Here is a 26,584-nt window from a genome sequence, read left to right on the forward strand (position 1 = left end):
ACTGCGCCCAACCCCCTTTGCACAGGAACCCAGCGCATGGAACACGTCGATCACATCCTGATCGTCGACGACGACCGCGAGATCCGCGAACTGGTCGGCAATTACCTGAAGAAGAACGGCCTGCGCACCAGCATCGTTGCCGACGGCCGGCAGATGCGCGCCTTTCTCGAAGCCAACAGCGTCGACCTGATCGTGCTCGACATCATGATGCCTGGCGACGACGGCCTGCTGTTGTGCCGCGAGCTGCGCGCCGGCAAGCACCGCAATACGCCGGTGCTGATGCTGACCGCCCGCAATGACGAAACCGACCGCATCATCGGCCTGGAAATGGGCGCCGACGATTACCTGACCAAACCGTTCTCGGCCCGCGAACTGCTCGCCCGCATCAACGCCGTGCTGCGCCGCACACGCATGCTGCCGCCCAACCTGACCATCAGTGAAAGCAGCCGCCTGCTGGGTTTCGGTCAGTGGCGCCTGGACACCACCGCGCGCCACCTGCTCGACAGCGAAGGCACCCTGGTGGCCCTGAGCGGCGCCGAGTACCGCCTGCTGCGGGTGTTCCTCGACCACCCGCAGCGGGTGCTCAGCCGCGAACAGCTGCTTAACCTGACCCAGGGCCGCGAAGCCGACATCTTCGACCGCTCCATCGACTTGCTGGTCAGCCGCCTGCGCCAGCGCCTGGGTGACGATGCCCGCGAGCCCAGCTGCATCAAGACCGTGCGCAGCGAGGGCTACGTGTTTTCGCTGCCGGTGCAATTGCTCGAGTCTCCCTCATGAAATGGCCGCGCACCCTGGCCTCGCGTCTGGCGCTGATCTTCTTCACCGGCCTGGTGTTGGCTTATGGTCTGTCGTTCGGCCTGCAGGCCTACGAGCGCTATATCAGCAGCCGCTCGATGATGCTCAGCAACCTCGAACAGGACGTGGCGACCTCGGTTGCCATCCTTGACCGCCTGCCCGCAGCCGAGCGTGCCGCCTGGCTGCCACGCCTGGAACGGCGCACCTACCGCTATCGCCTGGACCAGGGCCTGGCAGGCGAAGCGATGCCGAGCAGTGACCCACCGATGGCCGCCGCGTCGATCGTCAAGGCCATTGGCAGCGACTACCGCCTGACCTTCCTGGAAATCCCGGGGCCCAATGCGCACTTCCAGGCGCACCTGAACCTGGCCGACGGCGCGCCACTGACCATCGACGTGACACCCGCACCGGTCCCGGTAGCCCGTTGGTTGCCCGTGGTGCTGCTGATTCAGCTGGCTGTGCTGTTGCTGTGTACCTGGCTGGCGGTACGCCTGGCCATCGGCCCGCTAACCCGCCTGGCCCAGGCAGTGGACAACCTCGACCCGGACCAGCCCGGCGTGCAACTGGATGAAAGCGGCCCACGCGAGGTGCGCTACGCTGCCGTGGCCTTCAACGCCCTGCAGGCGCGCATTGCTGCCCACCTCAAGGAACGCATGCAGTTGCTGGCAGCCATTTCCCACGACCTGCAAACACCGATCACTCGCATGAAGTTGCGGGTCGAAGTGATGGATGAGGGGGTCGAAAAGGACAAGTTCGGGAGCGACCTCGATGAAATGGAACACCTGGTGCGCGAAGGCGTGGCTTACGCCCGCAGCATGGACAGCAGCACCGAAGCAACCTGCCGGGTCAACCTTGATGCCTTTCTCGACAGCCTGGTATTCGACTACCAGGACAGCGGCGCCCAGGTTGAACGCCACGGCAGCAGCGGGACTCTGCTGGAAACCCGCCCGCATGCGCTGCGCCGGGTACTGGTGAACCTGGTCGACAACGCCCTGAAGTTTGCAGGTGCTGCCGAGCTGCAAGTGTCACGCGAGGGCAGTACCACCATCATCCGCGTGCTCGACAACGGGCCAGGGATACCCGGTGACGAGCTGGATGAAGTGCTCAAGCCGTTCTACCGGGTGGAAGGTTCACGCAATCGCAGCACGGGTGGCACCGGCTTGGGACTGGCCATTGCCCACCAGCTGATCCAGGCCATGGGGGGCCGGCTGACCCTGAGCAACCGCGAACAGGGCGGATTGTGCGCGCAGATCGAACTCACCTGAAGTGCGATCGTTGGCAGGAACGGCCTTGGATCTCGATCGGGCCGTTCCTGCAAAACGCGCGATCGCCTCTACAAACAGATACACAACTGCATCCCCCCTGACACACTGCAGATACCCCGCCTCGAGACACTCCCGGTCACACAACCACACCCCGGGAGTCCCTGATGAAAGCCCTCACCTTGCCCTCCGGCTGGAAGCTGTTCGCCGCCCTCGCCGGCCTGACCTTGGCGATGACCGCCATAGTCCTGGCCAGCCAACCTGACCCGGACGGCTTGCGCAGTGCCATTCGTGCCACCGCACGCAGCTCGTTCGCACTGTTCCTGCTGGCGTTCCTGGCCTCGTCGCTAGTGACCTTGCTGCCTGGCACATCAAGCCGCCGCATCCTTCAGGAGCGACGCTACCTGGGGTTGGCATTCGCGTTCTCCCACACCGTGCACGGCGTGCTGATTTATCGCTACGCCCAGCAATTTCCCGAGCTGTTCTGGGCCGGCCGCACACTGACCTCCAGCCTGCCCGGCACAGTCGGCTACCTGTTCTTGCTGCTGCTCACCGCCACCTCGTTCAAGGCCCCCATGCGGCTGTTGGGCGGCCGTGCCTGGCAAGCGCTGCACAGCAGCGGCATGTGGGTACTGGCTGCCGTGTTCTGCCTGTCGTTCTACAAACGCATCCCCATGGGGGGGTGGTACCCGCTGGCGTTCGCCCTGATGTTCAGCGCCATCGCCGTCAAGCTCACCGCCAAAGTGGCCCGTAAACAACGCCGCACCACCCGCGCCCTTGCCTGAAGAGAGCACCGCACATGACGACCTTGACCCGTACCCTGACCACCGTTGATCGCCTCGGCAGCTGGAGTGCCGACGTGCCATTACGGGTATTTCTGGCCTGGGAGTTTTTCGAATCCGGCCTGGAGAAATTCAACGGCAGCAACTGGTTCGCCGACCTGCAGTCCAGCTTCCCGTTCCCCTTCAACCTGCTGCCCGCGGAGCTGAACTGGCAGCTGTCGATGTGGGCCGAGTTGGTGCTGCCGTTGCTGCTGTTGCTGGGCCTGGGTACCCGGCTGGCATCGTTGGGTTTGATGGTGGTGACCGTTGTAGCCATAGCGGCAGTGCACTGGCCGGCGCACTGGTCGGGCCTGGCGGAGCTGGCCCAAGGCTATGCCATTACCGACCAGGGCTTCGGCAATTACAAGTTGCCGCTGATCTACCTGGTGGCGTTGCTGCCCCTGCTGCTCAAGGGCGCCGGGCGCCTTAGCCTCGATCATTGGCTTGGCATGCGGTTCGGCAGATGAGGATCGGGGGCTGCTGCGCAGCCCCCAATGCCTTCAAACGGTTCCGACAATGACACCCTGCTCGCGCAATGCCTCCAACAATGCCAACCCTTGCTGCACATCCCCGCCCAACGCCTGCAGCCGCTCTCTTCCAGTCCCCTGCTCCACCAGCAACCGATACGCCATAGGTGCCAACCGGGCAAAGCGCACCTGCAACCGGGCATCGCGATAAACCAGCAGCAAGCTCGGCGATACTGGGGCAGCCGTTGGCTGGTAGTCCACGCCAATGCTTTCCACCGGCCAACGATAGGCCAACACGCGCGCCACACAAGACAACAACGGCTCTCCCGCCAACAGGTCACCACCCGGGTCATGCGCCGGGTCCTCGGCATCGCTCAGGTACAGTTGCGCCTCGACCCACTCATAGTGCGCCAGCTCCAGCTGCCAAGGGGTGTCCAGCGTCACATGTTGCAGGTAGTCGACGAACGTCTCGGCAATTTCGGTAAACAACGGCGTCTGGCAACGGTAACTGGCGTAAAAATCACGTACTCGGGCGTGCCAGCGCTGCTCGCCCAACGCCTGGCGCATGACCGGGAAGCTGCCAGCCAGCAACCCTTCGATGGCACCATAGAACAATTCACGGTAAACCTTCAGGCGCCGGGCCTCGACGCCGGGCGGCGGGGCATGGCGCTGTGGATCGCGCAGGTGACGGGCCAAGGCATACTGCTGCGCACGCAGGGTCTCATTCATCTGCTTGCCCTCCGGCAGCGCTTTGCACAGCACGCATACGCGCCGTCTCGGCCAACAGTTCGGCCAAGGGCGGGTAGTTGAAATCACGCTCAAGCACCGTCGGCTTTACGCCAAAGCGCACGCAAGCGCTGGCGTACAGCGTCCAGACATCCTCCTTCACGGCCGCCCCGTGGGTATCCACTTTGAGGTCAGGCGCTTCATCGTAATGCCCGGCAACGTGCATCCCGGTCACGCGCGCCGGGGGCAAGCCTGCAAGGAATTGCTGGGCGTCGTAGCCATGGTTGCAGGCGTTGACATAGACATTGTTGACGTCCAGCAGCAGGTCACAATCCGCCTCTTCGAGCACCGCCTGGATGAAGTCGAGTTCGCTCATCGCCTGATACGGCGCGGCGTAGTAGCTGATGTTCTCCACGGCAATGCGCCGCTCCAGCTGCTCCTGAGCCTGGCGTATGCGCGCGGCCACATGGTGTACGGCTTCATCGGTGAACGGGATGGGCATCAGGTCGTACAGGTGCCCGTCATCACTGCAGTAGCTCAGGTGCTCGCTGTACAGTCGCACCTGGTATCGATCGAGAAACTGCCGGGTCTGCTCAAGGAAATGGCGGTCCAGCGGGGCACTGCCACCCAGCGATAAAGACAACCCATGACAGGTGACAGCAAAGCGCTCCGCCAACTGGGCCAAGCCCTTGCCATAGGCGCCGCCCACGGCAATCCAGTTTTCCGGCGCACACTCGAGAAAGTCCACTGCACCCGCCTCCATGGCCAGCAGTTCCGGCAACAGGCCGCGACGCAAGCCTAGCCCGATGTTCAACATCGCAGGAAACATAAAAGTTCTCCAACAAGCACAACGCCCCACCTGGCCAGCAGGAGGAGCGTTGTGGCGTTTCATGGGGTAGAACGTCAGGGCTTGCCGGTCAGGTGGCTGAACAAGCCATCAGGCATGGCTTTGCCATTGGCCTGATAAATCGCCTTGAGGTGATCGGCCGCTTCCTGCTCGGAGATGAAACCGTCATGGTTGCGGTCGATCGTGTCGAAATCACGGGCACGGTCCTTGGCCACCGCCAGAAACTCATCGCGCGAGACCTTGCCATCGTGATTGCTGTCGGTTTTGGCGAACGAGGCGTCACCGCACTTGCCTTCACCACACTTGCCCTCAGCCCCAGCCTTGGCGCCGGCGCCGCACTTACCCTCACCGCACTTGCCTTCGCTCTGGGAAGCCTTGCCGCTCCCCCCGCACTTGCCTTCACCACACTTGCCCTCGCCGGCCACTTTGGCCGAGGCCAGTTGGTAACCTTGAGCCAGCGGCTCGACGGCGAACGCACTGTTGCTCAATGCCATGCTGCCGATCAGGGCGGCGCCGAGCAGGCCGAGGGTGTTTTTTGCTTGAGTCATGATGCAGCTCCACTGGGGTTGGAAAGTGGAGCCATTAGGCCGTTGCGGTTTGTCGTGGATGTATCGTGCCAGGCGCACTTTTGTATGGCAGTAGGTCTGCAGCACAGGCAGATACAGTGCGATACACACCACCCGGCAACGGGCCCCAAGTTGCCTTGGGGCCATGAGGCGTGATCAGTCTTCCAGCGGTTTGGGCGGGGCCGCTGGCTTGGCGGGCTTGGCCGGCTTGCTGTCCTTGTCCTTGGCTTGCGGGGCCGCCGCTACGGGCTCGGGCGCCGCCACCGCCTTTTCGCTGGCAGGCAGTTCATCGACCGCTTTGAGGATCACCTGTGGGTCGATGGCCTCGCCGGTGTCGTCGTCCTTGAGCATGTGCCGCTCACCATCCTTGCCCACCAGGATCACCTTGGTACCCTTGCTCGCACCCAGCTTCAGTTCCCGAATCAGGGCCATTGTGGTCTGCTGCTCGAGGTTCTTGTCCTCTCGCTTGCCCATCATGTTGGCGACGCTGTACAGGACAAGGTTGCGCTCCTTGAACGCTGCCTGGGTGGCCGGGTCCTCGAGCGCTTTGTTCAGCCCTCGCAACGTTGGGTCGGCACTGCTGGGAGCGATAACCACCAATGGTCTGGCCTTGCCCAGTTCCTTGGCTAGAGGCGCATCACTGTCTGCGGCAAACAGGGGGCCGGCAACAGCAAGCAAGGTTGCGAGGGTCAGTGACCGGACAAGCATGCGTATCTCCTTATTGTCTCGATAAACCAATGACTACAGATCACGGAGAAAAATCCGACAGGGAGCCTAAACCACTTCATTCCAGAACGGGGTGTGTAAAAGTAACTGTCGATTTCCGAGCCACCTGAAGCCAAGACTACGGCGCTGGTACAAACCACATTCAGCTTGATTGAGCATAGCCCAAAGCCGCTTTGGCAGGGCCGGGCAAGCCCTTACCCTGAGCGCATGTCAACGTACATCGATCGATGGCCCCTTGGGTCCCATTTCCATCGCTTGAATCGTCATATCCAGCATCAGCCCTCTGCGTGCAGCGCGCTGAGCATCACGAATGGCATCCGCCTGGTCGATCCTGGCCCCTTCGCTCAGCGCTTCGTCGTCAAGCACGGTTTCAAGCTGCCTTCTGAACGGCAGGTCGACCGCAGCGAATCGCTCAGGATGGGAACGCTCCAGGTGCGCCTGCCAAAATTCACGGTCAACCATGGAGCGGGCAATCTCTTCCGGCGTTTCTGCATCCCGCACCGCAGCCTCTGCCTCTGCAAGGTCCGCCTCCAGGACGCCTGAGATCGCAAGAAAGCTCATTTCTCCCACCTGCAATGGCAGGTCGAGACGCTCCCTCAGCCCGATCCTGAAAGCCAACCCCACCTCGCTTCCTTCCAGCGTCCTGCCATGCTGTAGCGCCCATCGGGTAGCGAACATGTCGACTGCATCCTGGCGCCATAAACGTCTGCCCAGGTCTAGCAAAGCGCGTTCGCTTTCTCCCTGAGCCGCGTGCTCAACCTGCCAAACCAGCAAATTCAGTTCAAGGTTGCTCAAGCACCAGGTTGCACCGTCCTGGCACCCCCACTCATCATTGGCCACTGACAGCAGGTTCTGCCGCAGCTCTGGCGTAATGGCCATCGCTTGCAATACCGCCATTACCCGATTGCCCAGTGCACGCGCATTGACACGAAAGTCTTCGGACAGCAACAACTGGCGAAGCACACGGAAAAAACGCTCGGCGTCCTGCCCTGAATCCAGCGAGTCCCAGGCAGCAAGCATCAGGCCGCGATGCTCCGGGGCCACGGCATCCCCCCAGACTTCACGCGCGTGCTGCAGGCGCAAAAGCACTTGCTCCTCGTCGAGGGCAGGATCGTCGCTACTCAGCGAAGCCTGCAAGCGTAACGTCTGGGCCTCGCCCAAGGGGTTCGCATTCAAGCGAAACCGCCGCCGATGCCACAGGGGCAACTGGTAGAAACCCTCTGGAATGTGCCTGATCCGGTTATCCCGCAAGTCAACGGATACCAACTGAGCGTTGTCGAACACGCCCAGTGGAAACTGCGAGATCTGTGTGTCGCGCAAGTTCAGCCAACGCAATTCAGCCAAACCCGCCAACGTGAACCGGCTCCCCAGGGGGTTGTGGGATAGGTCGAGAGACTGCAGGTTCGTGCAACTGGCCAATGTGGCGGTTTGTGCAATGTTCAGGACGATCCGGTTGTTGGTCAGGCTCAGATGCCGCAGCTGCGCTATCTGCAGCAACGGCTGCGGAAGGCGCGTCAACAGGTTCCCTCCCAGATCGAGGGTTTGCAGGTTAGGGAAAGCCAGCAATAGGCTGCTGGGCACCTCCAGAAGGTCAAGGTGCAGCAGCGACAGGCTGGTCACACCTCTGAAGCTGACCTGTGGGGGTATGTTGGGCAAGCCGCTCGATCTGAAATTGCAGAACATGACGTGGAGGTTTTCCTGTGCATTGATTTGCAGTTCCCCCACGCCGACTGACCGCCGCCAGCAATTGAACAACGTCTGGCGTAGAGCCTCTCGATCTTCCCTGACATCGCCCTGCCCTCGTGCCACCCAGGTATTCAGTGTGATGCGCAGGATGGCGAACTCATTGCGAAGGTCCGCCAGTACGTGTTCAATCTGCTGCCCTGAACGCCTGGCGTCATCGGCGAAGGTCTCGACCTGCTCATCACTCAACCACGGAAAGAGATCGCGCAGCGTTGCCCTCAGGGCACTCCCCCTTGATGCGAAACCACCTACTCCGCCACCACCCAGCGGGTAGCCAATACGTCCATCGGCCAAGCGCATGGGCCCTCGGACAGCACCTGGGCGTACCGCGCCAAGCAAACGACTGATTTCATCACGATGGCGTGCCGCTTCGCGCGCCAGTATCACCCTGAGGTTGTGCGCAAATGGATCGCCGATCCCCATCGCCGCCCTCTGCGCTTCGGTATAGGCTGGCGCCATGACGTCGAACAACTCACCTGCCTCACCCAGCGCCGTGCCCTGGCTGCCATGCAGTTGAAACGTACCGTTCACGTGCACCAGATCGAACGCCCGCTGCCCTTGCTCGGTCTTCGCCAGCATCGGCCCGCCCAGGCAACCTTCGTACAGACGCCAGCACACACCTTGTTCGCCACCGGGTACATACCGCAGCAAGCCCAAGGCCACCCGTGCCAAGTCTGCGTGCTGCGGGGTATCAAGGTACAACGCTTCAAATACCCGAGCCTGGCGGGTAGCCAGCACACTGCCCCTTGCCGCTTCGGCGAGCCCCAGTGCAACCCTGCCGCTGGACCGCAGCCGCATGCGATCCACGCTGCTGGCGGCCTGTACCAATGCTTGCGCAGTGCGCGCGCTCAGCCCCGGGAACACCCGGCGCAGCGCCGCGCTGCCAGGGGTGTCGCTGGGCTGCAAGGCTTCGAAAAGGTGCTGCAGCAGTGTTCGGCGCTGCGTCCATGCCAACGTGGCCAGTGCCTGATCTGTCAGGCCACTCGCGCCTGGCAGGCGCCGAGCGTGATCGAGCACTGTTGTATCTGCGACCGGCTCGCCGCTGCGCAGACGGCCAATCATGCTGCGGATGCGTTGATCAAGCCTGACCCGCTCCACACTGTCGATCATCCCTGGGCTCGGTGCCTGGGCGTGTACATGCAGGCCACGCAGGTCGTCGCCATCAAGGCCATGGAACAGCAGAACCTCATCGATCTGTTCGTCATTCAGCCTATTGAAGGGTTCGCCCAAACGCCGGAACATGCGGTATTTGTCGGTCCACCGAGCCGGTTGCTCGCTCCACAAACGCCAGGCACCTGCGCCATTGTGGCGCAGCAACGGCCCGTGGCCGTCGACCGGATACAACTGCCATTGATCATCACCCGCCTCTGCCACGCGATAGTGATGCCCGTCCATTTCGATCCAGGCCCGCCCGTCCTGACGCCGAATACCCAAGGCATCCCGGCTCGAGGCCGCAACGGGGGCCTGGCTTTGAAACAGGGTCAAGTCGTGTTGCCAAAGTTTCTCAGTGCCGTCCTCCAGCCGGGCCGGCACCATGGCATCGACCTTCGCAGAGCGTGCCCAAACCCGTCGAGCGACACCCACCCCGGCGACTGTGGTCGCCAGCACGGCAAGGTCTGTCGCCACGTGGGTCAAATGGTCGAGCGCCTCCTGACGATCGCCTTGCTGCCAGGCCTCGGCGCCATGGTAGACCTCACCCAGCAGTTCGCAGGCCGTCACGGCCAGCAGCGCCAGGCCAACCCCGGGCACAAAGAAACTGGCCAGGTTGAGCAGCGCCCATCCTTCGGCTGCAAGGCGCAGGTCATGCTGGCGCTGAACCTCACGATCCAGTCTGGCCACAGGCACCGCGATCATCGCCGCATCGTCCTTGATCTGGTGGATACGTGCCTGTGCCAGGCTGATGAACAACGGCTGCGGGTAAGCCTGCAAGCGCGGTTCGAGATCACGAAACGCCCAGCCCGGCAGGTCATCGAAGCGCTCCGCGACCTGGGCGAAAAAAGCCTGGCTGTCGCGCCGCAGCACGAAGCGGCTGAAAAAACGCTGGTAAGCCTTGTCTCGCAAGCGACGGCCCAGTTCGCGGTTCAGTTTGTCGAGGCTCTCGAACGCGCGCCAGGGCGAAAAAGGGTCTCCAGGCACGTAAAGCAACACCCGACGCGTCGTGTTGAACAAAACGCCCTGCTCAACCACTACGAACACGGTCACCTGCTCAATCTGGCAACCCAGCAATTTCAGTTGCCTGGCCTGCACAAGGTCGCCCGCCAAGCGCGGCAGTTTTCCCTTCTCGCACACAGCTACCATCACATTGAGTTCGCTGGCATCCAGCGTTCCCTCTTGCCTGGCTTTGTAGGCGTCCACAAGCATGGTGTAGCGCGTGGCATCTACAAGCTGCGATACCAGGCGCTCGGCACTGCCAGTGGGCGTGAGGATGGCATCCAGATGACGTTGATAGCGCTCACCCAGGTCCAGCTCACGACACAGTCCGGCAAACTCGATGCTCGTAGGGGGTTTGGCCGTGCCGTGGCGTGGAAGCAGCAGGCGGTTACCGCGCGGCTGGCCACCTTCCTGCGCCTGCGCGTCCGTGAAGTTGCGCAATGCCACTTCGAGCAGTGGCTTTTCTTCATAGACCACGGTAGTCAGGTGCGCGCCCACCGGCTGACTGTTGATCACAGGTTCCCGGCGGCCCTCCAGGAACCTGAGCACGTGCGGGTTACGGCCAAGCCCGTAACGCTCGTCGAGGGCCTTTCCCAGGGCTGATGCGACGAAACTGTCGAGGCCCTCGATACCTCGCAGCACCGTGTTCACTTGCTCACAGCAGCGAAGGCTGTTTGACAATGCCCTGCCGATCTCAGGCAGTTGCTCAGCAGGTGCATGACGCAACCAGGGTGGCAGGCGCCTGCCGATGATGCCGTCCTGAAAGGCATCGATGGCGGCCTGCGCATCTGACGGCAAAGTGGTGTCCATAGCGGGGGCCTCTTCATGAAAAGAGGCCAGACTAAATTGCCTGCTCCCCGCCAGGCGCTATATAGCTAATGCCTGCGTTCAGACAACCGCCAACCCGCTAGCTGAGCGGACGCTGCACCGTGTTCCGGTCCAGCGCCTCCAGCGTCAACTGCAGCAACACCGCATGCTCGCGTTGCTGATTGCGGATCTGCAGCCGCGCGATTTCCTCGTCCCGATTCCCCAGCGCCATCAGCCGTTCCAGCTCAGCGTGCATGGATTGGGGCACTTGCAAGCGAACCGCGCAGGCCTTGCGCAAGTAATCCTGCCAGAACCACTGGCGTGACAAGTAATCAGCAATGCCCTCCCGGGTCTGTCGCGCCAGAACCCTTTCACGGGCCAGGAGAAGGTCCTGGCTACTCAAGGCAGGGATACCTGCATAGAGCATTTCATCGGGTTGGCCAGGCAAGTCCAGAGACGTGCGCAAGCCGATTCGATAGGCCAAGGCGAATTCGATCGATTCAGCGCTCGCCCCCACCCGATGAGCATGTTCAGCGGCAATTTGCTCAAGCACCGCCAACCGCCACATCCGGGCACCGAGCTTCAGCAAGGCCCGTTCAGGCCGGGCAGATCCGCTGTGCCTCGTGCGCCATATCATCACTCGCAGTTCCAGGTTGGCGAAACGCGCGGTGGCGTTATCCTGGCAACCGGTCGCCGCAGCGTGCTCGAACAGCTCCTGCCTGAGGGCATCATGCTCAGACATCGCCTGGAACATGTCGAACACACGGGCCGCGAGCGCGGATGCAGTCGATGAGAAGCTGAAGGCGCCCGATTCCGTCAGCATCGACAGGGTATTGAAGAACGCTTCCGATTGTTCCTCGGCCTCCAGATGGGCCCACAGTGCAGCCATTTCATCTCGGCGTTCGCCAGGCAGCGCATCCAGAATGCGCAACCGGTAAGGCACGCGACTGGCCTCAAGCAAATGCCAGTTTGATAACCCAACCTGCGCCCCCCCCAGCCGATTGCCGGAAAGCTCGACCCTGCCCAAGCGCCACAGCTGCGACTGATGAAAACCCTCGGGCAGTTCAGAAATACGGTTGCCGCTGAGGTTCAGGGTATGCAGTTCTGGCGCGTCCATCAGCCCGTAGGGGCACTCGGGCAACTGGGTGTTCGACAGGTAGAGGGCATTCAGCTCCGTCATTGCCTGGACGGAAAATGCCCTGCGCAACGGGTTGTCCGAAAGGTTCAGGTACACCAGGGATCGGCAATCTGCCAGGACCAACGCCTGGCCTTGGTCGAGGGTGATCTGGTTACCAGACAAGTCGAGTACCTCCAGCTTCTGGACAAGCATCAGAGGCAATGGCAAACGCCGGAGTCGGCAATGGGTGATTTCCAGGTTGCGCAAGTTGGGAAACGCCCGCAGAAACTCATCCGGAACGTGCTCCACGCGCATGGCGCGCAAGGCCAGGATCGAAACGTGGGGAAAGCCCACTTGCGCGGGCAGGGCCGGCAGGTGGCCCAAGCGGCTGATGGTCTGGGTCAGCATGAAGCGCCCGTCGTCCAGTGCTGCTTGTCCTTGCAGTTCCGGCACAAGACAGCGCCAGCAGTTGATCAGCCCCTTTCTGAACTCACGCCGGGCGGGCAGTTCTGATGACAGCAAGGCACTGCGCGCCCACTGGGTCAAGTGCCTCTTGAGCACCCCGTATTGCTGTTCCAGCCTCTGTAACCTGGCCTGCGCGTCGCCTGATGCGAGCCAGTGCCCAATCTGCTCGTCACTGAAAGCTGGGTACAGATCACGCAGCCGAGCCTGAAGCGCCCTAGGCCTGTTCCGCCCCAGCGCCCCCCAGAACCTGCCGCCCGCCAAGGGGTAGCCAACCCTGCCATCAGCCAGACGTTGTGGCGGGAGAAACGAGCCGGTCGGCTGTTCCAGCCTGAGCAGATTCACCACGGTCTGGCGTTGCTCGATAGCAACGTCGGTCAGCGCCTGGCGCAGCGCAGGCACAAACGACCGGCCTTGGCCGATGGCCGCTTGCGATGCGTCGTCATAGGCTGCGGCCAAGGTCTCGAACAACTCCCCCCTCTCACCGGCAACCGTGTGCGTTCGGGTACGCAGGCGGAACAGCCCATGACGATGAAGCAAGTCAAACGTCTGCCCCGATCCCTCGACCGTCACTAACGGCTCGCTGGCATCACCGTCGTACAATCGCCACCCGGGCCCGCCAGCCCCCGGCACATGCACCAGCAGATTAAGTACCACACGCGCCAGGTCGAGGTTTTGCGGCGTATCGATGCTCAGCGCCTCATACACCCGCGCTATTCGAATCCGCGCAACCTGCAACCTTGCTGCCTCGGCCATCGGCAACGGCACGCGCCCCGTCTCACGCAAAAGCTGCAGGTCATCCTCGCTGGCATCGCGTAGCACCTCATCCGCAGCCAGGCGGTGCAGGCTGGCAAAATTCTGCCGTAAGAGACGGCCCGTTTCCGTGTCGGGATTCTGCTCTTCGTACACCGCCTGCAGCAGTGCTCGTCGCCCGGCCCAAGCCACATCGGCCAACGCTGCTCCGTCCTTGCCGGCGGCCTGTGGAAGGCGCATGACCTGCTCCAGCAGCAGCGGGTCTGCCGTTACCCCTCCCTCGCGCAAGTGGTTGATCAACGTCCCAATCCTGCCGGCGAGCCGCACGCGTGCGACGGTGTCGACCAGCGCTGCTTCCGGCGCAAGGCCATACACATGCCATGCCCGAAGGTGCTGATCATCGAGGCCATGGATCGCCAGCGACTGGTCGATCTGCGCATCGTCAAGGTCGCTGAATGGCCCGCCCAGGCGGCGGAACAACTGGCGTGTGTCGCCCCACTCGGCGGGCTGCTCGTACCACAGCCGCCATGCACCGGCCCCATTGTGACGCAGTGGCGGCGCATAGCCCTGATAAGGGAGCAGTTGCCACTGTTCATCGTCGTTGTGCCAGGTCATCTCATACCAGTGCCCGTCCATGCTGATCCAGCGGCGCTCGCCCAGGCGGTGCATACCCTCCATGTCCGGCACCGCCGTGTCTGGCGGGCTTTCGCAGCGATAGGGGCCGAGGTCTGCGTTCCACAGTTTTTCCTCACCGTTTTCCAGCTGCGCCGGTACCAGGTTGTCCACCACACTCCAGGCGCGTCGGGCCGTGGCGACTACGGCAACGGTTGCCCCGACAGCCAGCAGTCCTTTGCCTACATTCAGCAGGTGCGCCAGTGCCGCATTGCGTTCGTTGTCCTGCCAATCCCCTACAGCCTGGAACGTCTGCTCAAGCAGCTCCCAGGCCATCACCCCCAACAACACCGCGCCGATGCCCGGAACGAAAAACCCTGCAACACCCAACAGGGTCCAGCCTTCAGCACGCAAACGGCGGGCGTGTTCGGCCTGGACCTCGCGATCAAGCAGGGCCACGGGCGGGGCGATGACCGCAGCATCGTCCTTGATCCGCGCAATCCAGTCGTCAGCAAGGTGTTCGAACAATGGCAGGCGATAGGCAAAGGTCTGCTCATCGAGGTCGCGGGTTGCCCAGCCGGGCACGTCATCGAGGCGCTCACTGACGGCCGAGAAGAATCGCTGGCTATCGCGTCGGCGCACGAAGCGGTTGAAGAAGCGCCGGTAGTCATCTTCGCGCAGGCGTTTGCCAAGCACCCGGCGGGCATAATCTTCCAGGTCGCTGCGCACGCTCCAGGGGCCGTGCGGGTCACCCGGTACATAGACCAACACGCGCTTGCTGGTGTTGAACAACAGGCCCGCGTCGATCACGTCCAGCACGACGATCTGCTGCAAGCGGCAACCGAACACCGCCAACTGCCGCACGCGAACCGATGCGCCTTCGAGCTTGCCGAGCGTGTCCTTGGTGCAGAGCGCCACCACCCACTGCAGTTCGTCTGCGCTCAATACGCCCTGCGCCCTGGCCTGCAGGGCATCCACCAGCATGCTGTAGCGTTGCCGTCGCGTCAGTAACCCCCTGACTTCAGGCTGGAGTACCGAATCCAGATGCGCCTGGTATTTCTGCCCAAGATCCAGCGCTCGACACAGCCTGGCGAAGCCCGGTGCAGACAGCTCACTACGCCTTGCGCCGCGCACATCGACCAGGCAATTGCCCTGTGGCTGGTCGCGCTGCTGTTCTGCGGTGAAATTGCTCAAAGCAGCCTCGAGCAGAGGGATGTCGTAGTAATCGCTGCCGACAACCGGAAGCCGACTGGTTACATAATGGATCGTGGGCGAGGTAAAGGTGTACCACTGGCGAAAGTACAGGCGATCGACGTCAAGGTCGCCGTGGGCACCGAGCGCTTGCTGCAGCAAGGGCTGGGTAAATGCATTCAGGTTGCGTAGCCGCGCCAGCGCTGACACCAAGCCTGCGCGGCAGGCCAGCAGTTCAGGCAGCGCCTCGCTCAGCAGGGTGAATTCGGCCACGCTCAGCCGCTTCATCCAGGCCGGCAGCCGCTGTGCAATGTAGTGGTCCTGGCATGCTTGGGCCATGGCAAGGGTATCGACCGCAGCCGATGGTTGACGGCTATTGTTCTGCATCTCTGCCTCCGCGACGACATGGAGATCCGAGTCTGAAGACTGTAGCGTCAGGCTGACGCCTAGCTATCTACCACCTGTTCAGAACAGCAGTAACTGATGGTCGGTAAGGCGCGCGAAATCATCGCCGACAAAGGGCAGGATGGCGTCGGCCACCGGCAGTAGCTGACGGCTGATGTAGTGATCGTAATCGATCGGTGCCTGCAGGTTTTCCAGCGGCTCAGGGCCGGCGGTGGTGATCACGTAACTGATCCAGCCCCCACGCTGGTACTGCAGAGGGCGCTGCAGACGCTTGTTGTAGTCGTCGGCAAGGCGTGCGGCACGCACATGCGGCGGCACGTTGCGCTGGTAATCGGCCAGCGGGCGACGCAGGCGCTTGCGATAAACCAGCAGTTCGTCCTGCTCGCCCGCCAACGTGCGCCGTACATACTCGCGTACATAATCACGGTAGGGCTCGCTGCGGAACACACGGCCGTAGAGTTCCTGCTGGAACTGCCGGGCCAGCGGTGACCAGTCGGTGCGCACCGATTCCAGGCCCTTGTAAACCATCTCTTGCGAACCATCGGCCCGCTGTACCAGGCCGGCATAACGCTTTTTGCTGCCTTCATCGGTACCGCGGATGGTGGGCATCAGGAAGCGTCGGTAATGCACCTCGAACTGCAGTTCGAGGGCGCTCTGCAGGTTCATGGTCTCGTGCAGATGGGCTTGCCACCATTGGTTGACCTTTGCCACCAGCTCGCGGCCGATGCGCGCCGCGTCTGCCTCGGCGTGGGCACCCTTGAGCCAGACAAAGGTGGAGTCGGTGTCACCGTAGATCACATCGTAGCCACACGCCTCGATCAGGGACCTGGTCTGGCGCATGATCTGGTGGCCGCGCATGGTGATCGAGGACGCCAGGCGCGGGTCGAAGAAACGGCAACCGCTGGAACCAAGCACGCCATAAAAGGCATTCATGATGATTTTCAAGGCCTGTGACAGCGGCGCATTGCCCTCGCGCTTGGCCGCTTCCCTGCCCTGCCACACCCGTTCGACGATGGCTGGCAGGCAGTGCTGTGTGCGTGAAAAACGCCCACCGCGAAAACCCTCGACCGAATGTGCGTCGTCAGGCTGGCGCAAGCCTTCGATCAGCCCGACCGGGTCGATGAGAAAGGTACGGATGATCGATGGGTACAGGCTCTTGTAGTCCAGCACCAGCACCGAGTCGTAAAGCCCTGGCCGCGAATCCATGACAAACCCGCCGGGGCTGGCTTCGTCAGGGCGGCTGCCAAGGCTGGGCGCGACAAAGCCAAGGCGGTGCATCTGTGGAATGTACAAGTGACAGAACGCAGCTACCGACCCACCGCTGCGGTCCACGGCCAATCCCGTCACCGAGGCACGTTCGAGCAGGAAGTCGAGCAGCCGGGTATGGGCGAAAATGCGCGTGACCAGTTCGCAGTCCTTCAGGTTGTAGCGCGCCAGGGCCGGTTTGTCTTCGGCGAAGCGGCGATTGATTTCGTCCATGCGTTGGTACGGCGTGTCGATGGCCTTGCCTTCACCCAGCAGGGTCTGGGCAACGTTCTCCAGGCTGAACGAGGCAAAGCTCCAGGTGGCCGAACGCAACGCCTCGATGCCATCGATCAGCAGCCGCCCCGGCGCATCGGCGAAGACATGGCCGCCACCGGCATGGCTGCGCAGGGTCATGACCGCACCGTTGCGCCCCAGCGTCAGTGGCACCTGCAATGACTTGGCGTGCTCATGCAGCAGGCGCAGGTCGAACTGCACCAGGTTCCAGCCAATGATCGCGTCCGGGTCATGCTTGGCCATCCACTGGTTGAGCCGGGTAATCAAGGCGGCGCGATCGGCGCAATACTCCAGGTCGAAGTCAAGCCCGGTGGCATCGCCGTTGGCCGGGCCGAGCATGTACACCTGGCGCTGACCACAGCCCTCCAGCGCGATGCTGTACAGCTCGCCACGCTCGCTGGTCTCGATGTCCAGCGACACCAGGCGCAGCGCCGGGCGATAGCCTGGCTGCGGCTTGAGCTGGGCGTCCCGGTAAACGCCCTGCGCATCCGGCTGACCAGTGAACTGCACCGGCGCCGTGATGAAGCGCTCCATGAGGTAACGCTCCGGCGGGCGGATATCGGCCTCGAACACGTCGATACCGGCCGTGCGCAGACGCTGCTCCAGTTGCATCAACTGGCGATGCTGGCGGGCATACAGGCCGAGCATCGGGCGATGCTCGAAGTCCTTCAGGCGCAATGGCTTGAGCTTGGTCCCTGCTTCGTTGGCCAGCAGCACACGGGCATGCTCGGCCTGCGCCTGAGGAATGAAAGCCACCGACTCCTGCGCCGCCAGCCGCAACAGCCGGGGCCCGGCATCGGTGGCCAGCCAGAACTCCACGCAGGTGCCTTCCGGCGTATCGTGCCAGTGCCGGGTCAGGACAAAACCCTGCTGCAACTCCACTGCGTCGACCTCTGGATTGTCTGTAGAGGGCGTTATTCTACCTGTGTCGTGCCTGGCATGAGTGTTTTAGCGCCTCCCCGCCACAAAACCGCTTCCCCGCCCGGCCACGGCCAGCAGCCAGGCCAAGGCGATCAACCCCAGCACCACCCCGCCAAACCACGCCACGCCGGCCCCTGTCAGCAGCAATCCGCCAATGATTCCGCCCAGGGCAATGGCGCAGTTCCACACCGTCACCAGCATCGACTGCGCCACATCACCACCCTGGCCTGCGGCGTCGGCGCACGCTGTCTGCAGCAGGGTCGGGGCGCCGCCATAGGTCATTCCCCACAAGGCGATGCTCAGGTACACAAGCCACGACGATGCCTGCCCCAATGCCAGCGTGGCCAAGGCAAAACCGGCCAGGCTCAGCAATACCAGCTTGCGCAGGTGCCGGTCGACCAGCAGCCCTACCAGGCCGATCCCGGCCAGCGCCGACAGACCAAACACCATCAGCACCGGGCCAATGTCCGCAGCCATGCCAGCCGCCGCCAGCAACGGCACGATATAGGTGTAGAGGATGTTATGGCCAAGGATCCAGGTGAGGATCACCAGCAATACGATCAACACCCCTGGCGTGCGCAATACCTGCATGGCCGCCGGGCGCTTGCCGGCAGCCTGCCCCGGGTAGTCCGGCACGGATCGCAACACCCATACCACCAGCAGCGACGCCACCAGCGTGACGACCACGAACGTCGCGCGCCAGCCCAACCCTGCCCCCAGCCAGGTCGCAATCGGCAAGCCGAGCGACAAGGCAATCGGCTGCCCGAGCATGGCCAGCGCCATGGCCCGGCCCTGCAACGGTACCGGCACCATGCGCCGGGCATGGCCAGCGATCAGGCCCCATGCCAGGCCGGCCGCAGCCCCCGTGAAAAAGCGCAGCACCAGGGTCAGGCTGTTGGAGTCCGACAGGGCCGTCAGCCCGTTGAACAGCACGAAGCCGATGATTGCCAGCAACAGCGCCCGGCGCCGATACCAGCCTTGGGTCAATGTCACCAACGGGATGGCGGTCAGTAACGAGCCCAAGGCATACGCCGTGACCCATTGCCCAGCCATGGCCTGGCTGATGTGCATGCCATCGGCGATCTGGTCGAGCAAACCCGCCGGCAAGGTTTCGCTGAGGATGGCGATGAAACCGGTCATGGCCAGCGCCAGCAGCCCGCCAACGGGCAGACGTTCGTTGCTGGCAGCCAGCAACGGTGCGGAAGATGTCTGGGACATTGCAAATGCCTTGAGTGAGAAACGAGGCGAACAGTCTGCTAGACAGGCCATTGCGGAAAAAGACGGTTACAATGCCACTCACCCAGGACATCAGCGTCCGTAATCAGGAGCGCAACATGGACAGCCTCAGCGGCTTCGTGGTCTTCAACCGGGTGGCCGAAACCCGCAGCTTCGTTGCCGCCAGCCAGTCACTGGGGATCAGTGCCTCGGCAGTGGGCAAACGCGTGGCGCGCCTGGAAAGCCGCCTGGGCGTGCGCCTGTTCCACCGCAGCACACGCAGCATCACCCTCACCGCCGAGGGCACGATGTTCCTCGAACGCAGCCGGCGCATCCTTGCCGAAATCGAAGCCACCGAGCAGGAGCTGTCGCAGGCCAGTGAAACGCCACGCGGGCGGCTGCGGGTGAGCATGCCGCAGGTGACCAGGTTGGTAATGCCGGCCCTGGCCGAGTTCATGGCACTGTACCCACAGGTTGAACTGGACCTGGACTTCTCCGACCGCATGGTGGATATCGTCGGCGAAGGCTTCGATGTGGTGATGCGCGGCGGGCAGCCGGTGGATTCCCGGCTCAGCGCCAAATTCCTCGGGCACTTTCAGCACCGCCTGGTAGCCTCGCCCGAGTACCTGCGCGAACGCGGCACACCCTTGCACCCACGCGACCTGGCAGCGCATACCTGCCTGCATTATCGCTTCCCCAGCAACGGCAAGCTGGAAACCTGGCCGCTGCGTCAGGAGCATCCTGAGCACGCCTATGACATCCCCATCTCGATGGTCTGCAACCACGTCGAAACACGCGTCTGCTTTGCCTTGAACCACCGCGGCATTACCTGTCTGCCGGACTTCAACGTGGGTCGTGAATTGGGCAATGGCTCACTGGTCAGTGTCCTCGACGACTTCATGGAACGGCGCGGCAGCTTCTATCTGCTGTGGCCGTCCGGGCGGCAGATGCCGCCAAAGTTGCGGGTATTCATCGACTTCATGCTCGCTCGGGTATTCAACCGTACAGGTAGTTGATGTCCTTGTAGGCCAGCGGCGGTATCTGGCCGAGCAGGAAGTCACGCAGCTTGTGCATTTGCCGCGCTTTTGGGCTGGCCTTGAGCCAGGTCATGTAGTAACCGTCGCCGGTGGCCACGGCATGCTTGAAAGGCGTGACCAGGCGCCCGGCGGCCAGGTCGGTGCTGGCCAGTACCAGATCGACCACTGAAATGCCCAGGCCTTGCTGGGCGGCCGATATGCCCTGGTCGAGGGTATCGAACACCTGCCCCTGGTCGATGCTGATGTCCAGCGCATCCATTCGCGCCAGCCAACGCCGCCAGTCACGCCGGTCGGGTGACGGGTGCAGGAACTCGCATCGGGGCAGGTCGGACAGTTGCGGTTGTGCCTGCGTCATGTAATCCGGATGACAGACCGGAATCAGCCATTCATCGAACAGCTTGAAACTCTCGATATCGGCAGGAAAACGCCCGCTGGCCAGGAGAATGGCGCAGTCGTAAGGCTCGGAATAGAAGTCCACGCTGTCGATATCCATCCACACACTGGACAGCTGCACGCTGCAGTTGTCCTCGACCTTCTTGAACGCATCCAGCGCCCGCAGCAGCCAGCGCACCGTGAGCGTGGACGGCGCCTTCAGGCGCAGGCCGTAGCGATCCTGACGCAGCAGTGCGCAGGCATTTTCGATGATCTTGAAGCCTACCTTCAGCTCTTGCGCCAGCAGGCGGCCGTGCTCGGTCAGGCTCAATTTCGGGCCCCGACGTTCGAACAGGTCGCAGCCAAACAGGGCTTCGAGGGTCTTGATGTGGTGGCTGACGGCGCCCTGGGTCAGGGCCAGCTCCTCAGCAGCGCGGGTGAAAGAGCCATAGCGAGAGGCCACCTCGAAGGCACGCAGCGCGTGCAAGGCCTGAATTCGTTCCGACATGGCGGCGTCCCGAGCATGAGTAAGACTAATAGTAGGTCATAACTCCACGCGTTTTACAACGACAGGAGCGTCTCGGAAAATGCCGGTAAATAACAAACATAACCAAGATCCTGCCTGCATGTGACTGGAACGTTCACTTAAATCAACGCCTGGGGAAATCATGTTTACGGGATATGGAAATTGCTATCGCCTGGATGCGCTGGAGCTCGCCGCTGAACATGGACACACCATGCAACACTGGACGTTCAAAACCATAGAACACTTTCGCAGTATTCTCGCCAACCCCGAATTCCCCTGCCTGTTCGGCCGCAAGGCGGTAAACGGCGAAACCTGCCACATTCTCTTCGCCCGCGCCGAGCAACTGGCCGATGATATCGCACAGGGCCTGGCCAATTATGTGCGCACCGTCGCACCGATCGCGCCCAAGCAGCGCATCGGCAGCCCATTGGTGGTGTTTCTCGAAACCGCCGCCGGCAGCAGCCTGGCCGAGCAACAGGCCTTGGCCTGGAAGGTACTGCGCGGCGTGCATGCGCGCGACCCGCACCCTTGGCCTCAGGGCATCCCGACCGATCCCGACGATACCGGCTGGTCGTTCTGCTATGCCGGCATGCCGCTGTTCATCAACATGAACTTCCCCGGCCATCAGCAGATGAAAAGCCGCAATCTGGGCCAGCACATCACCTTCGTCATCAACCCGCGGGAGAACTTCGACGAAGTGGCCAATGCCAACACCGAGAGTGGCAAGCGCATCCGCGAGCGCATTCGCGAGCGCGTGCACCACTACAACGACGGCGTTGTGCCCGACACCCTTGGCTTTTTCGGCGATACCGACAACTACGAGTGGAAGCAGTATCAACTGCAGGAGGCAGGCTCGCTCAACCCGTCACGCTGCCCCTTCCACGCCCATGCCGCACACCAGGCGACACCCGACATACTGATCGAGAACTGACCGTGAATACCGCACTCACCGCCACCTACGCCCTCACCGTGCTGCTACTGATCGCCACTCCCGGCCCGGTGGTGGCACTGATCGTCAACACTGCGGCCGCCTCCGGCTCGCGCAAGGCCATGTTCACCGCCGTCGGCACCAACTGGGCATCACTGGTGCTGATCGGCGCGGCAGCGTGGATCATCCTCACCAGTGCCGCCATCGACAAAACATGGCTCAGCACCATGAGCCTGCTGGGCTGCCTGTTCATCGGCTACATTGCCGTGGGCACGCTGAGGGACGCCCTGCAGGCACCCGCGTCAGACGCAGCGAGCGAGGCCCCCAAGGCTGGGCGCGGCGGGCTGATGCAAGGCTTCATGGTGGGCATTTCCAACCCGAAGGACATCATTTTCTTCATCGCCTTCTTCCCGCAGTTCATTCAGATCACCGAATCGTTCGGCAAGAGCATGGTGGTGCTGTCGCTACTGTGGGTGGCCATCGATTTCGCCGTGCTCAGCCTGTACATCTTCGCCATCGGCAAGATCGCCTCGCAGCGCAGCAACCGCATCATCAGCCTGGCCTCGGGCGTCGCCCTGCTGCTGATCGCCGCCGGCGGCCTGCTGTACAACCTCAAGGAACTGGCGGCCTGAATCTGCTGCAAAGTACCCGGCTCAAGCGAAGGAGAGACCATGACCACGACTGATGCGCGCCCGTCTCCTTCGCCGCTGCAGCAGGACTACCAGCGCTTTCTCCTGCTGGGCAGTCGCCGTGCCCCCTATATGCTGCATGTGCACGAAACCGGCTACCGCTCCGGCACCATCAACACCGATGCACTTGGCTTGCGCTACAGCCATTGCGCCGGCAAGCGCTTTTCGGCGGCCGAGCACGGTGGTGCGTCGCGCATCAACCTGCTGGTCGGCGGCTCCACAGCCCTGGGCATCGGCGCCAGCTCCGACGAACACACAGTGGCCTCGCACCTGTCGATGCTCACGGGCGAAGTCTGGCTGAGCCTGGCCGGCTGCGGGCTGAACGCCACCCAGGAATTGATGATGTTCCTGACCCACCAGCACCGCCTTGGCCAACTCGGCCATGTGGTGGTGCTCAGTGGCCTCAACAGCCTGGCCCACGAAGCCCTGTGTGAAGTCCTCGCAGGTACCAACGACCCGCAGCACGCCAAGGCCTACCAGGCCTTTCTCAACAGTTTCAGCGAAGGCATGCAGCCCTGCGCACCGCCCCGTCGGCAGTCGCTGTGGCGGCGCATCGGCCAGGCGCTGACCCCTCCCGTGGTCACAGCCCCGGTCAGCTGGCCACTGTCCTCCCCGGAAAAACGACTGGCCCGTGCCGCCGACAACATTGGCCGCACCTTGCGCCAATGGGACCGTCTGCTGGCAGACAGCCACGCCACGCTCACCTTCATCCTGCAACCGCTGCTGCCCTGGTGCCGGGATACCCTGCCCGCCGGCGAGCAAGCCATGCTGACCGCGCTGCAGCAACAACCGGCCAACTTCGACCGGCTGCTGGAGGGGGCATTCGACAGACAGTTACATTCGGCATTTTTCCGCCGTATCAAAAGCCAGGCCGACCCAGTGCCCTGCTACGACATGAACTGCATGCTCGACAGCTCGCCCGTGTTCGGCGCCGACCTGTTCATCGACCGCCTGCACCTGAACGATCTGGGCAACAATGCCTTGGCCAAGGTGATCACCGCCAAGCTTGGGCTGGCCCAGGAAAAACATGCCCAGCGCAAGGTCACGCCGATCAAGCTCGTCTGACAGTTGTCGGGTGGTCTTTCGGCCACCCCCCTTGGGTGGCTAGAATACGTCGTCGTTACGATTTGCCCGAGGCGCACGTTTGACCGCCATGAACACCGAAGCCGTCCATCCGTACTTGGCCACCCATGGGGTTTGCCTGTGAGCCTTGTGCGACGCCTGCCCCCGCTGTTGGCTGCGCTGCTGCCACTGGCCGCGCAAGCGCTGGAGGTACGCATCGACCCTCATGCCGACCTGCTCTACCGTCAGGCCTTGCCGCTACTGGAGCAGGCCGACAACCAAGACGACTCTGCCAGCACGCTGCGCACCGCAGTGGGCGGCGACCCTGAGCTTAGCCGCCAGGGCCAGGCCATGGCTCACACCTTGCCGACAGCGGTTGCCCTGCTGAAAAAATCGGTAGCGCTTGGCCACCCGGTCGCACAGTACCGTCTGGCGCTGTATTACATGACGTACCTGCCCGCCGCGCAAATCCCGGAGGCCGCCTGCCCGTTGCTCGAAGCCAGCCTCCAGCAGGGGTTTGCCGCACCGGCGCCCGCCATCGCCACCTGGTGCCAGCCCTACAACGTCAGCAGCGAGTACCGTACAGCGCTGGAGGCCATCCCCAGCATGGCCACCGTGTACGCCCCCTACTACCCGCAACCGGCCACGCGCCTGGCCTGCAACCGCAGCCGGCCACAAGGCCTGGAAATGCTGTGGGGGCGTCAGCGCGACTACCAGGCCGAGGTGTACCGCCTGCTTGGTGACCTCGACCCACAGCAGCGCACGAGCCTGCTGCAGAAAGCCGTAGACATCAATGGCTGCGCAACGGCGCAACAGCTGCTGACCAGCCGCCCATAAGCCAGGGTCATTCGGGGCCGCTTTGCGGCCCTGTTGTCAGTTGGCCACTGAGGTTGAGGCGAACACGCCTAGACCAGCAAGATCGTTCAAGCCATCCCCTGCCCCGTCTGTCATGCTGGCCTGCCACGTAGCCGTCATGCAGCCATCATGCCCCACATCGCCCGCCAAGCCTTTCTTCACGGCGCCATTGCCATTCTCCCGTTGTCCCTGGCCGTTGCCCCTTGGGGCCTGCTGGCCGGATCCATGGCCATCGAGGCCAACCTCAGCGCCTGGCAGGGGCAGGGGCTGTCGGCCATCGTCTTCGCCGGCGCCGCGCAGCTGGTGGCCATTGGCATGCTCAAGGGGGGTGCCAACCTGGCGTCGATCCTGCTCACCACCCTGCTGCTGACCTCGCAGCACCTGCTGTATGGCCTGTCGATGCGCCCGGTACTGTCCAGCCAGCCGCTGCGCTGGCGCCTGGGCCTGGGCTTTCTGCTGACCGACGAATTCTTCGCCCTGACCAGCCAGTACGATCGGCAGCAATTCAACCGCTGGTATGCCTTGGGGGTGGGCCTGACCTTCTACATCGCCTGGAACCTGTTCACCCTGGCCGGCATACTGCTGGGCCAGAACATTCCACACCTGGACCAGTTCGGCCTGGATTTCTCCATTGTCGCCACTTTTGTCGCCCTGATCGCGCCCCTGGTGCGCAACCTGGCCACCGTGGTGTGCGTAGCCGTGTCGCTGTTCTGTTCGGTGCTGTTCAGCTACTGGCACTGGGAAACCGCCCTGGTGGTCGCAGGCCTGCTGGGCATGAGCGCCGGGTTCATCTGCCAGAAATTCGCCGGAGCCCGCGCATGACCTGGATCCTGATTTTCGCCATGGGCGCCATCGTGTTTCTCAACCGCTACGCATTCCTGGAGCCGCGCCTGCCCTTGCGCCTGAGCTCGAATGCCCGGCAGTTTCTCGGCTTTGCCGTGCCGGGCATGCTCACCGCCATCTGCGGCCCGATCATCTTCATGGCTGACCACCAGCTCAACCTGAGCGTGCTCAACCCCTACCTGCTGGGCTCCCTTGTGGCCATCGCCCTGGTGCTGTTGACCCGCAGCGTATTGCTGAGCATGCTGGTGAGCATGTTGATCTTCTTCCTTCTGCGCAGCTGGCTGGCATGAGCCCGCCCTTGCGCGAGCAGACACACCTCTGGCAGGCGCCAGCCCTGGGCGACGTCGAGATGCTGCACGCTCGCTACTATCAGCAGCGCTTCGCCCCGCATGTGCACGAAGGCTATGTATTCACCGTGATCGAGTCGGGCGCCCAGCGCTTCTGGCACCGCGGCAGCGAGCACCTGGCACCGGTCGGCAGCATGGTGCTGATCAACCCCGACGAACTGCACACCGGCGCTACCGCCCATGAAGCCGGCTGGCGTTATCGCGGCTTCTATCCCGAGCACGAGCGGGTGACCGGTGTGCTTGACGAACTGGAACTGGGCCGCCACGGCATGCCCAGCTTCAAGGACAGCGTGATCCATGACCCGGCGCTGGCCATCGCTTTCAGCCAGCTGCATCAGTTGTCCGAAGCCAGCGCCAGCGCCTTGCAGCAGCAGACGGCCTGGCGCCAGGCGGTGCTGGCCCTGGTGCAGCGGCACGGGCAGTGCGCCGAGCCTTCGGCCCCTGGCCACGAACCCCTGGCCGTAGCCCGCGCCCGCGAACTCCTGGAAAGCCAACTGGCCGACCCGCCCTCACTGGAAGCGCTGGCGGCAGCAGTCAACCTGTCGCCGTTCCACTTCGCCCGGGTGTTCCGCCAGGCCACCGGACTGCCACCCCATGCCTGGCTGAAGCAACGCCGCCTGGCCCGCGCCCGCGAAATGCTGAAGCACGGCCTGGCCGCTTCGCAAGTGGCGTTCGACCTCGGCTTTGCCGACCAGAGCCATTTGAGCCGGCAGTTCAAGCAAGCCTATGGGGTGACCCCGGGGGCGTATCGGCAAGCCTGCGGTCACTCTGCTCTACGCGCGTGAAAGGGCGGCAGCGC

Annotated in this window: 21 protein-coding genes; 12 read left to right on the forward strand and 9 right to left on the reverse strand. The window is 63.0% G+C overall.

Annotated elements, in window-relative coordinates; translation table 11 throughout:
* The first annotated feature begins 36 nt into the window (after positions 1-36).
* From I8746_RS04925 to I8746_RS04940, 4 genes are all read left to right on the forward strand, one after another.
* Positions 37-777, forward strand: coding sequence for a response regulator (locus tag I8746_RS04925; RefSeq protein ID WP_003250463.1), 741 nt, complete (start codon positions 37-39; stop codon positions 775-777).
* Positions 774-2,060, forward strand: coding sequence for a HAMP domain-containing sensor histidine kinase (locus I8746_RS04930; RefSeq protein WP_012052931.1), 1,287 nt, complete (start codon positions 774-776; stop codon positions 2,058-2,060). The genes I8746_RS04925 and I8746_RS04930 overlap by 4 nt, the downstream gene beginning before the upstream one ends.
* Positions 2,061-2,224: 164 nt before the next feature.
* Positions 2,225-2,842, forward strand: a complete 618-nt coding sequence (locus tag I8746_RS04935; protein ID WP_221100224.1) for a ferric reductase-like transmembrane domain-containing protein — start codon at positions 2,225-2,227, stop codon at positions 2,840-2,842.
* Positions 2,843-2,856: 14 nt separating this feature from the next.
* A complete protein-coding gene (locus tag I8746_RS04940; RefSeq protein WP_012052933.1) occupies positions 2,857-3,345 on the forward strand; it encodes a DoxX family protein in 489 nt (162 codons plus the stop codon).
* Positions 3,346-3,378: 33 nt separating this feature from the next.
* On the opposite strand, the gene I8746_RS04945 is transcribed toward I8746_RS04940, so the two are convergent.
* The 8 genes from I8746_RS04945 to I8746_RS04980 form a co-directional block, all read right to left on the reverse strand.
* Positions 3,379-4,074 (reverse strand): DUF2063 domain-containing protein, encoded by a 696-nt coding sequence (locus tag I8746_RS04945; protein ID WP_161773425.1) that lies wholly within the window; start codon positions 4,072-4,074, stop codon positions 3,379-3,381.
* Positions 4,067-4,900, reverse strand: a complete 834-nt coding sequence (locus tag I8746_RS04950) for a DUF692 domain-containing protein (RefSeq protein WP_014753786.1) — start codon at positions 4,898-4,900, stop codon at positions 4,067-4,069. Before I8746_RS04950 ends, I8746_RS04945 begins: the two co-directional genes overlap by 8 nt.
* Before the next feature lie 74 nt (positions 4,901-4,974).
* Entirely contained in the window at positions 4,975-5,466 is a 492-nt protein-coding gene (locus I8746_RS04955) for a hypothetical protein (RefSeq protein ID WP_003250451.1), read from the reverse strand.
* Between the two features lie 174 nt (positions 5,467-5,640).
* Positions 5,641-6,192, reverse strand: coding sequence for a DUF4174 domain-containing protein (locus tag I8746_RS04960; protein WP_003250449.1), 552 nt, complete (start codon positions 6,190-6,192; stop codon positions 5,641-5,643).
* Between the two features lie 228 nt (positions 6,193-6,420).
* Positions 6,421-10,914: an NEL-type E3 ubiquitin ligase domain-containing protein gene (locus I8746_RS04965; RefSeq protein ID WP_221100225.1), complete on the reverse strand. Its 4,494-nt coding sequence runs from the start codon at positions 10,912-10,914 to the stop codon at positions 6,421-6,423.
* A 97-nt stretch (positions 10,915-11,011) separates the two neighbouring features.
* On the reverse strand, positions 11,012-15,433 hold the full coding sequence (locus tag I8746_RS04970) for an NEL-type E3 ubiquitin ligase domain-containing protein (RefSeq protein ID WP_221100226.1): 4,422 nt from the start codon (positions 15,431-15,433) through the stop codon (positions 11,012-11,014).
* A gap of 78 nt (positions 15,434-15,511) precedes the next feature.
* Positions 15,512-17,872 carry a DNA polymerase II gene (locus I8746_RS04975; RefSeq protein WP_014753791.1) on the reverse strand — a complete coding sequence of 787 codons (2,361 nt, stop codon included), beginning with the start codon at positions 17,870-17,872 and terminating at the stop codon, positions 15,512-15,514.
* 66 nt (positions 17,873-17,938) lie between these two features.
* Positions 17,939-19,129, reverse strand: a complete 1,191-nt coding sequence (locus tag I8746_RS04980; protein WP_221100227.1) for an MFS transporter — start codon at positions 19,127-19,129, stop codon at positions 17,939-17,941.
* 116 nt (positions 19,130-19,245) lie between these two features.
* Between I8746_RS04980 and I8746_RS04985 the strand changes: the two genes are divergently transcribed.
* Positions 19,246-20,142 carry a LysR family transcriptional regulator gene (locus I8746_RS04985; protein WP_004573759.1) on the forward strand — a complete coding sequence of 299 codons (897 nt, stop codon included), beginning with the start codon at positions 19,246-19,248 and terminating at the stop codon, positions 20,140-20,142.
* Here the strand turns inward: I8746_RS04985 and I8746_RS04990 are convergent.
* Positions 20,123-21,043, reverse strand: coding sequence for a LysR substrate-binding domain-containing protein (locus I8746_RS04990; protein WP_221100228.1), 921 nt, complete (start codon positions 21,041-21,043; stop codon positions 20,123-20,125). The genes I8746_RS04985 and I8746_RS04990 overlap by 20 nt on opposite strands.
* A gap of 160 nt (positions 21,044-21,203) precedes the next feature.
* On the opposite strand from I8746_RS04990, the gene I8746_RS04995 reads away from it, so the two are divergent.
* The 7 genes from I8746_RS04995 (at position 21,204) to I8746_RS05025 (ending at position 26,570) form a co-directional block, all read left to right on the forward strand.
* Positions 21,204-21,992: a YqcI/YcgG family protein gene (locus I8746_RS04995; RefSeq protein WP_014753794.1), complete on the forward strand. Its 789-nt coding sequence runs from the start codon at positions 21,204-21,206 to the stop codon at positions 21,990-21,992.
* A 2-nt stretch (positions 21,993-21,994) separates the two neighbouring features.
* The gene (locus I8746_RS05000) at positions 21,995-22,621 is read left to right on the forward strand and encodes a LysE family translocator (RefSeq protein WP_010953344.1); all 627 of its coding nucleotides are present in this window, start codon (positions 21,995-21,997) and stop codon (positions 22,619-22,621) included.
* A gap of 39 nt (positions 22,622-22,660) precedes the next feature.
* Entirely contained in the window at positions 22,661-23,743 is a 1,083-nt protein-coding gene (locus tag I8746_RS05005; RefSeq protein ID WP_014753795.1) for a hypothetical protein, read from the forward strand.
* A 138-nt stretch (positions 23,744-23,881) separates the two neighbouring features.
* The gene (locus I8746_RS05010) at positions 23,882-24,577 is read left to right on the forward strand and encodes a sel1 repeat family protein (RefSeq protein ID WP_221100229.1); all 696 of its coding nucleotides are present in this window, start codon (positions 23,882-23,884) and stop codon (positions 24,575-24,577) included.
* Positions 24,578-24,724: 147 nt separating this feature from the next.
* The gene (locus tag I8746_RS05015; RefSeq protein ID WP_010953341.1) at positions 24,725-25,417 is read left to right on the forward strand and encodes an AzlC family ABC transporter permease; all 693 of its coding nucleotides are present in this window, start codon (positions 24,725-24,727) and stop codon (positions 25,415-25,417) included.
* Positions 25,414-25,728, forward strand: coding sequence for an AzlD domain-containing protein (locus tag I8746_RS05020; RefSeq protein ID WP_004573763.1), 315 nt, complete (start codon positions 25,414-25,416; stop codon positions 25,726-25,728). The genes I8746_RS05015 and I8746_RS05020 overlap by 4 nt, the downstream gene beginning before the upstream one ends.
* On the forward strand, positions 25,725-26,570 hold the full coding sequence (locus I8746_RS05025) for an AraC family transcriptional regulator (protein ID WP_221100230.1): 846 nt from the start codon (positions 25,725-25,727) through the stop codon (positions 26,568-26,570). Before I8746_RS05020 ends, I8746_RS05025 begins: the two co-directional genes overlap by 4 nt.
* The last annotated feature ends 14 nt before the right edge of the window (positions 26,571-26,584 follow it).

Source organism: Pseudomonas sp. USTB-Z (assembly GCF_019691255.1).
Lineage (GTDB): Bacteria > Pseudomonadota > Gammaproteobacteria > Pseudomonadales > Pseudomonadaceae > Aquipseudomonas > Aquipseudomonas alloputida.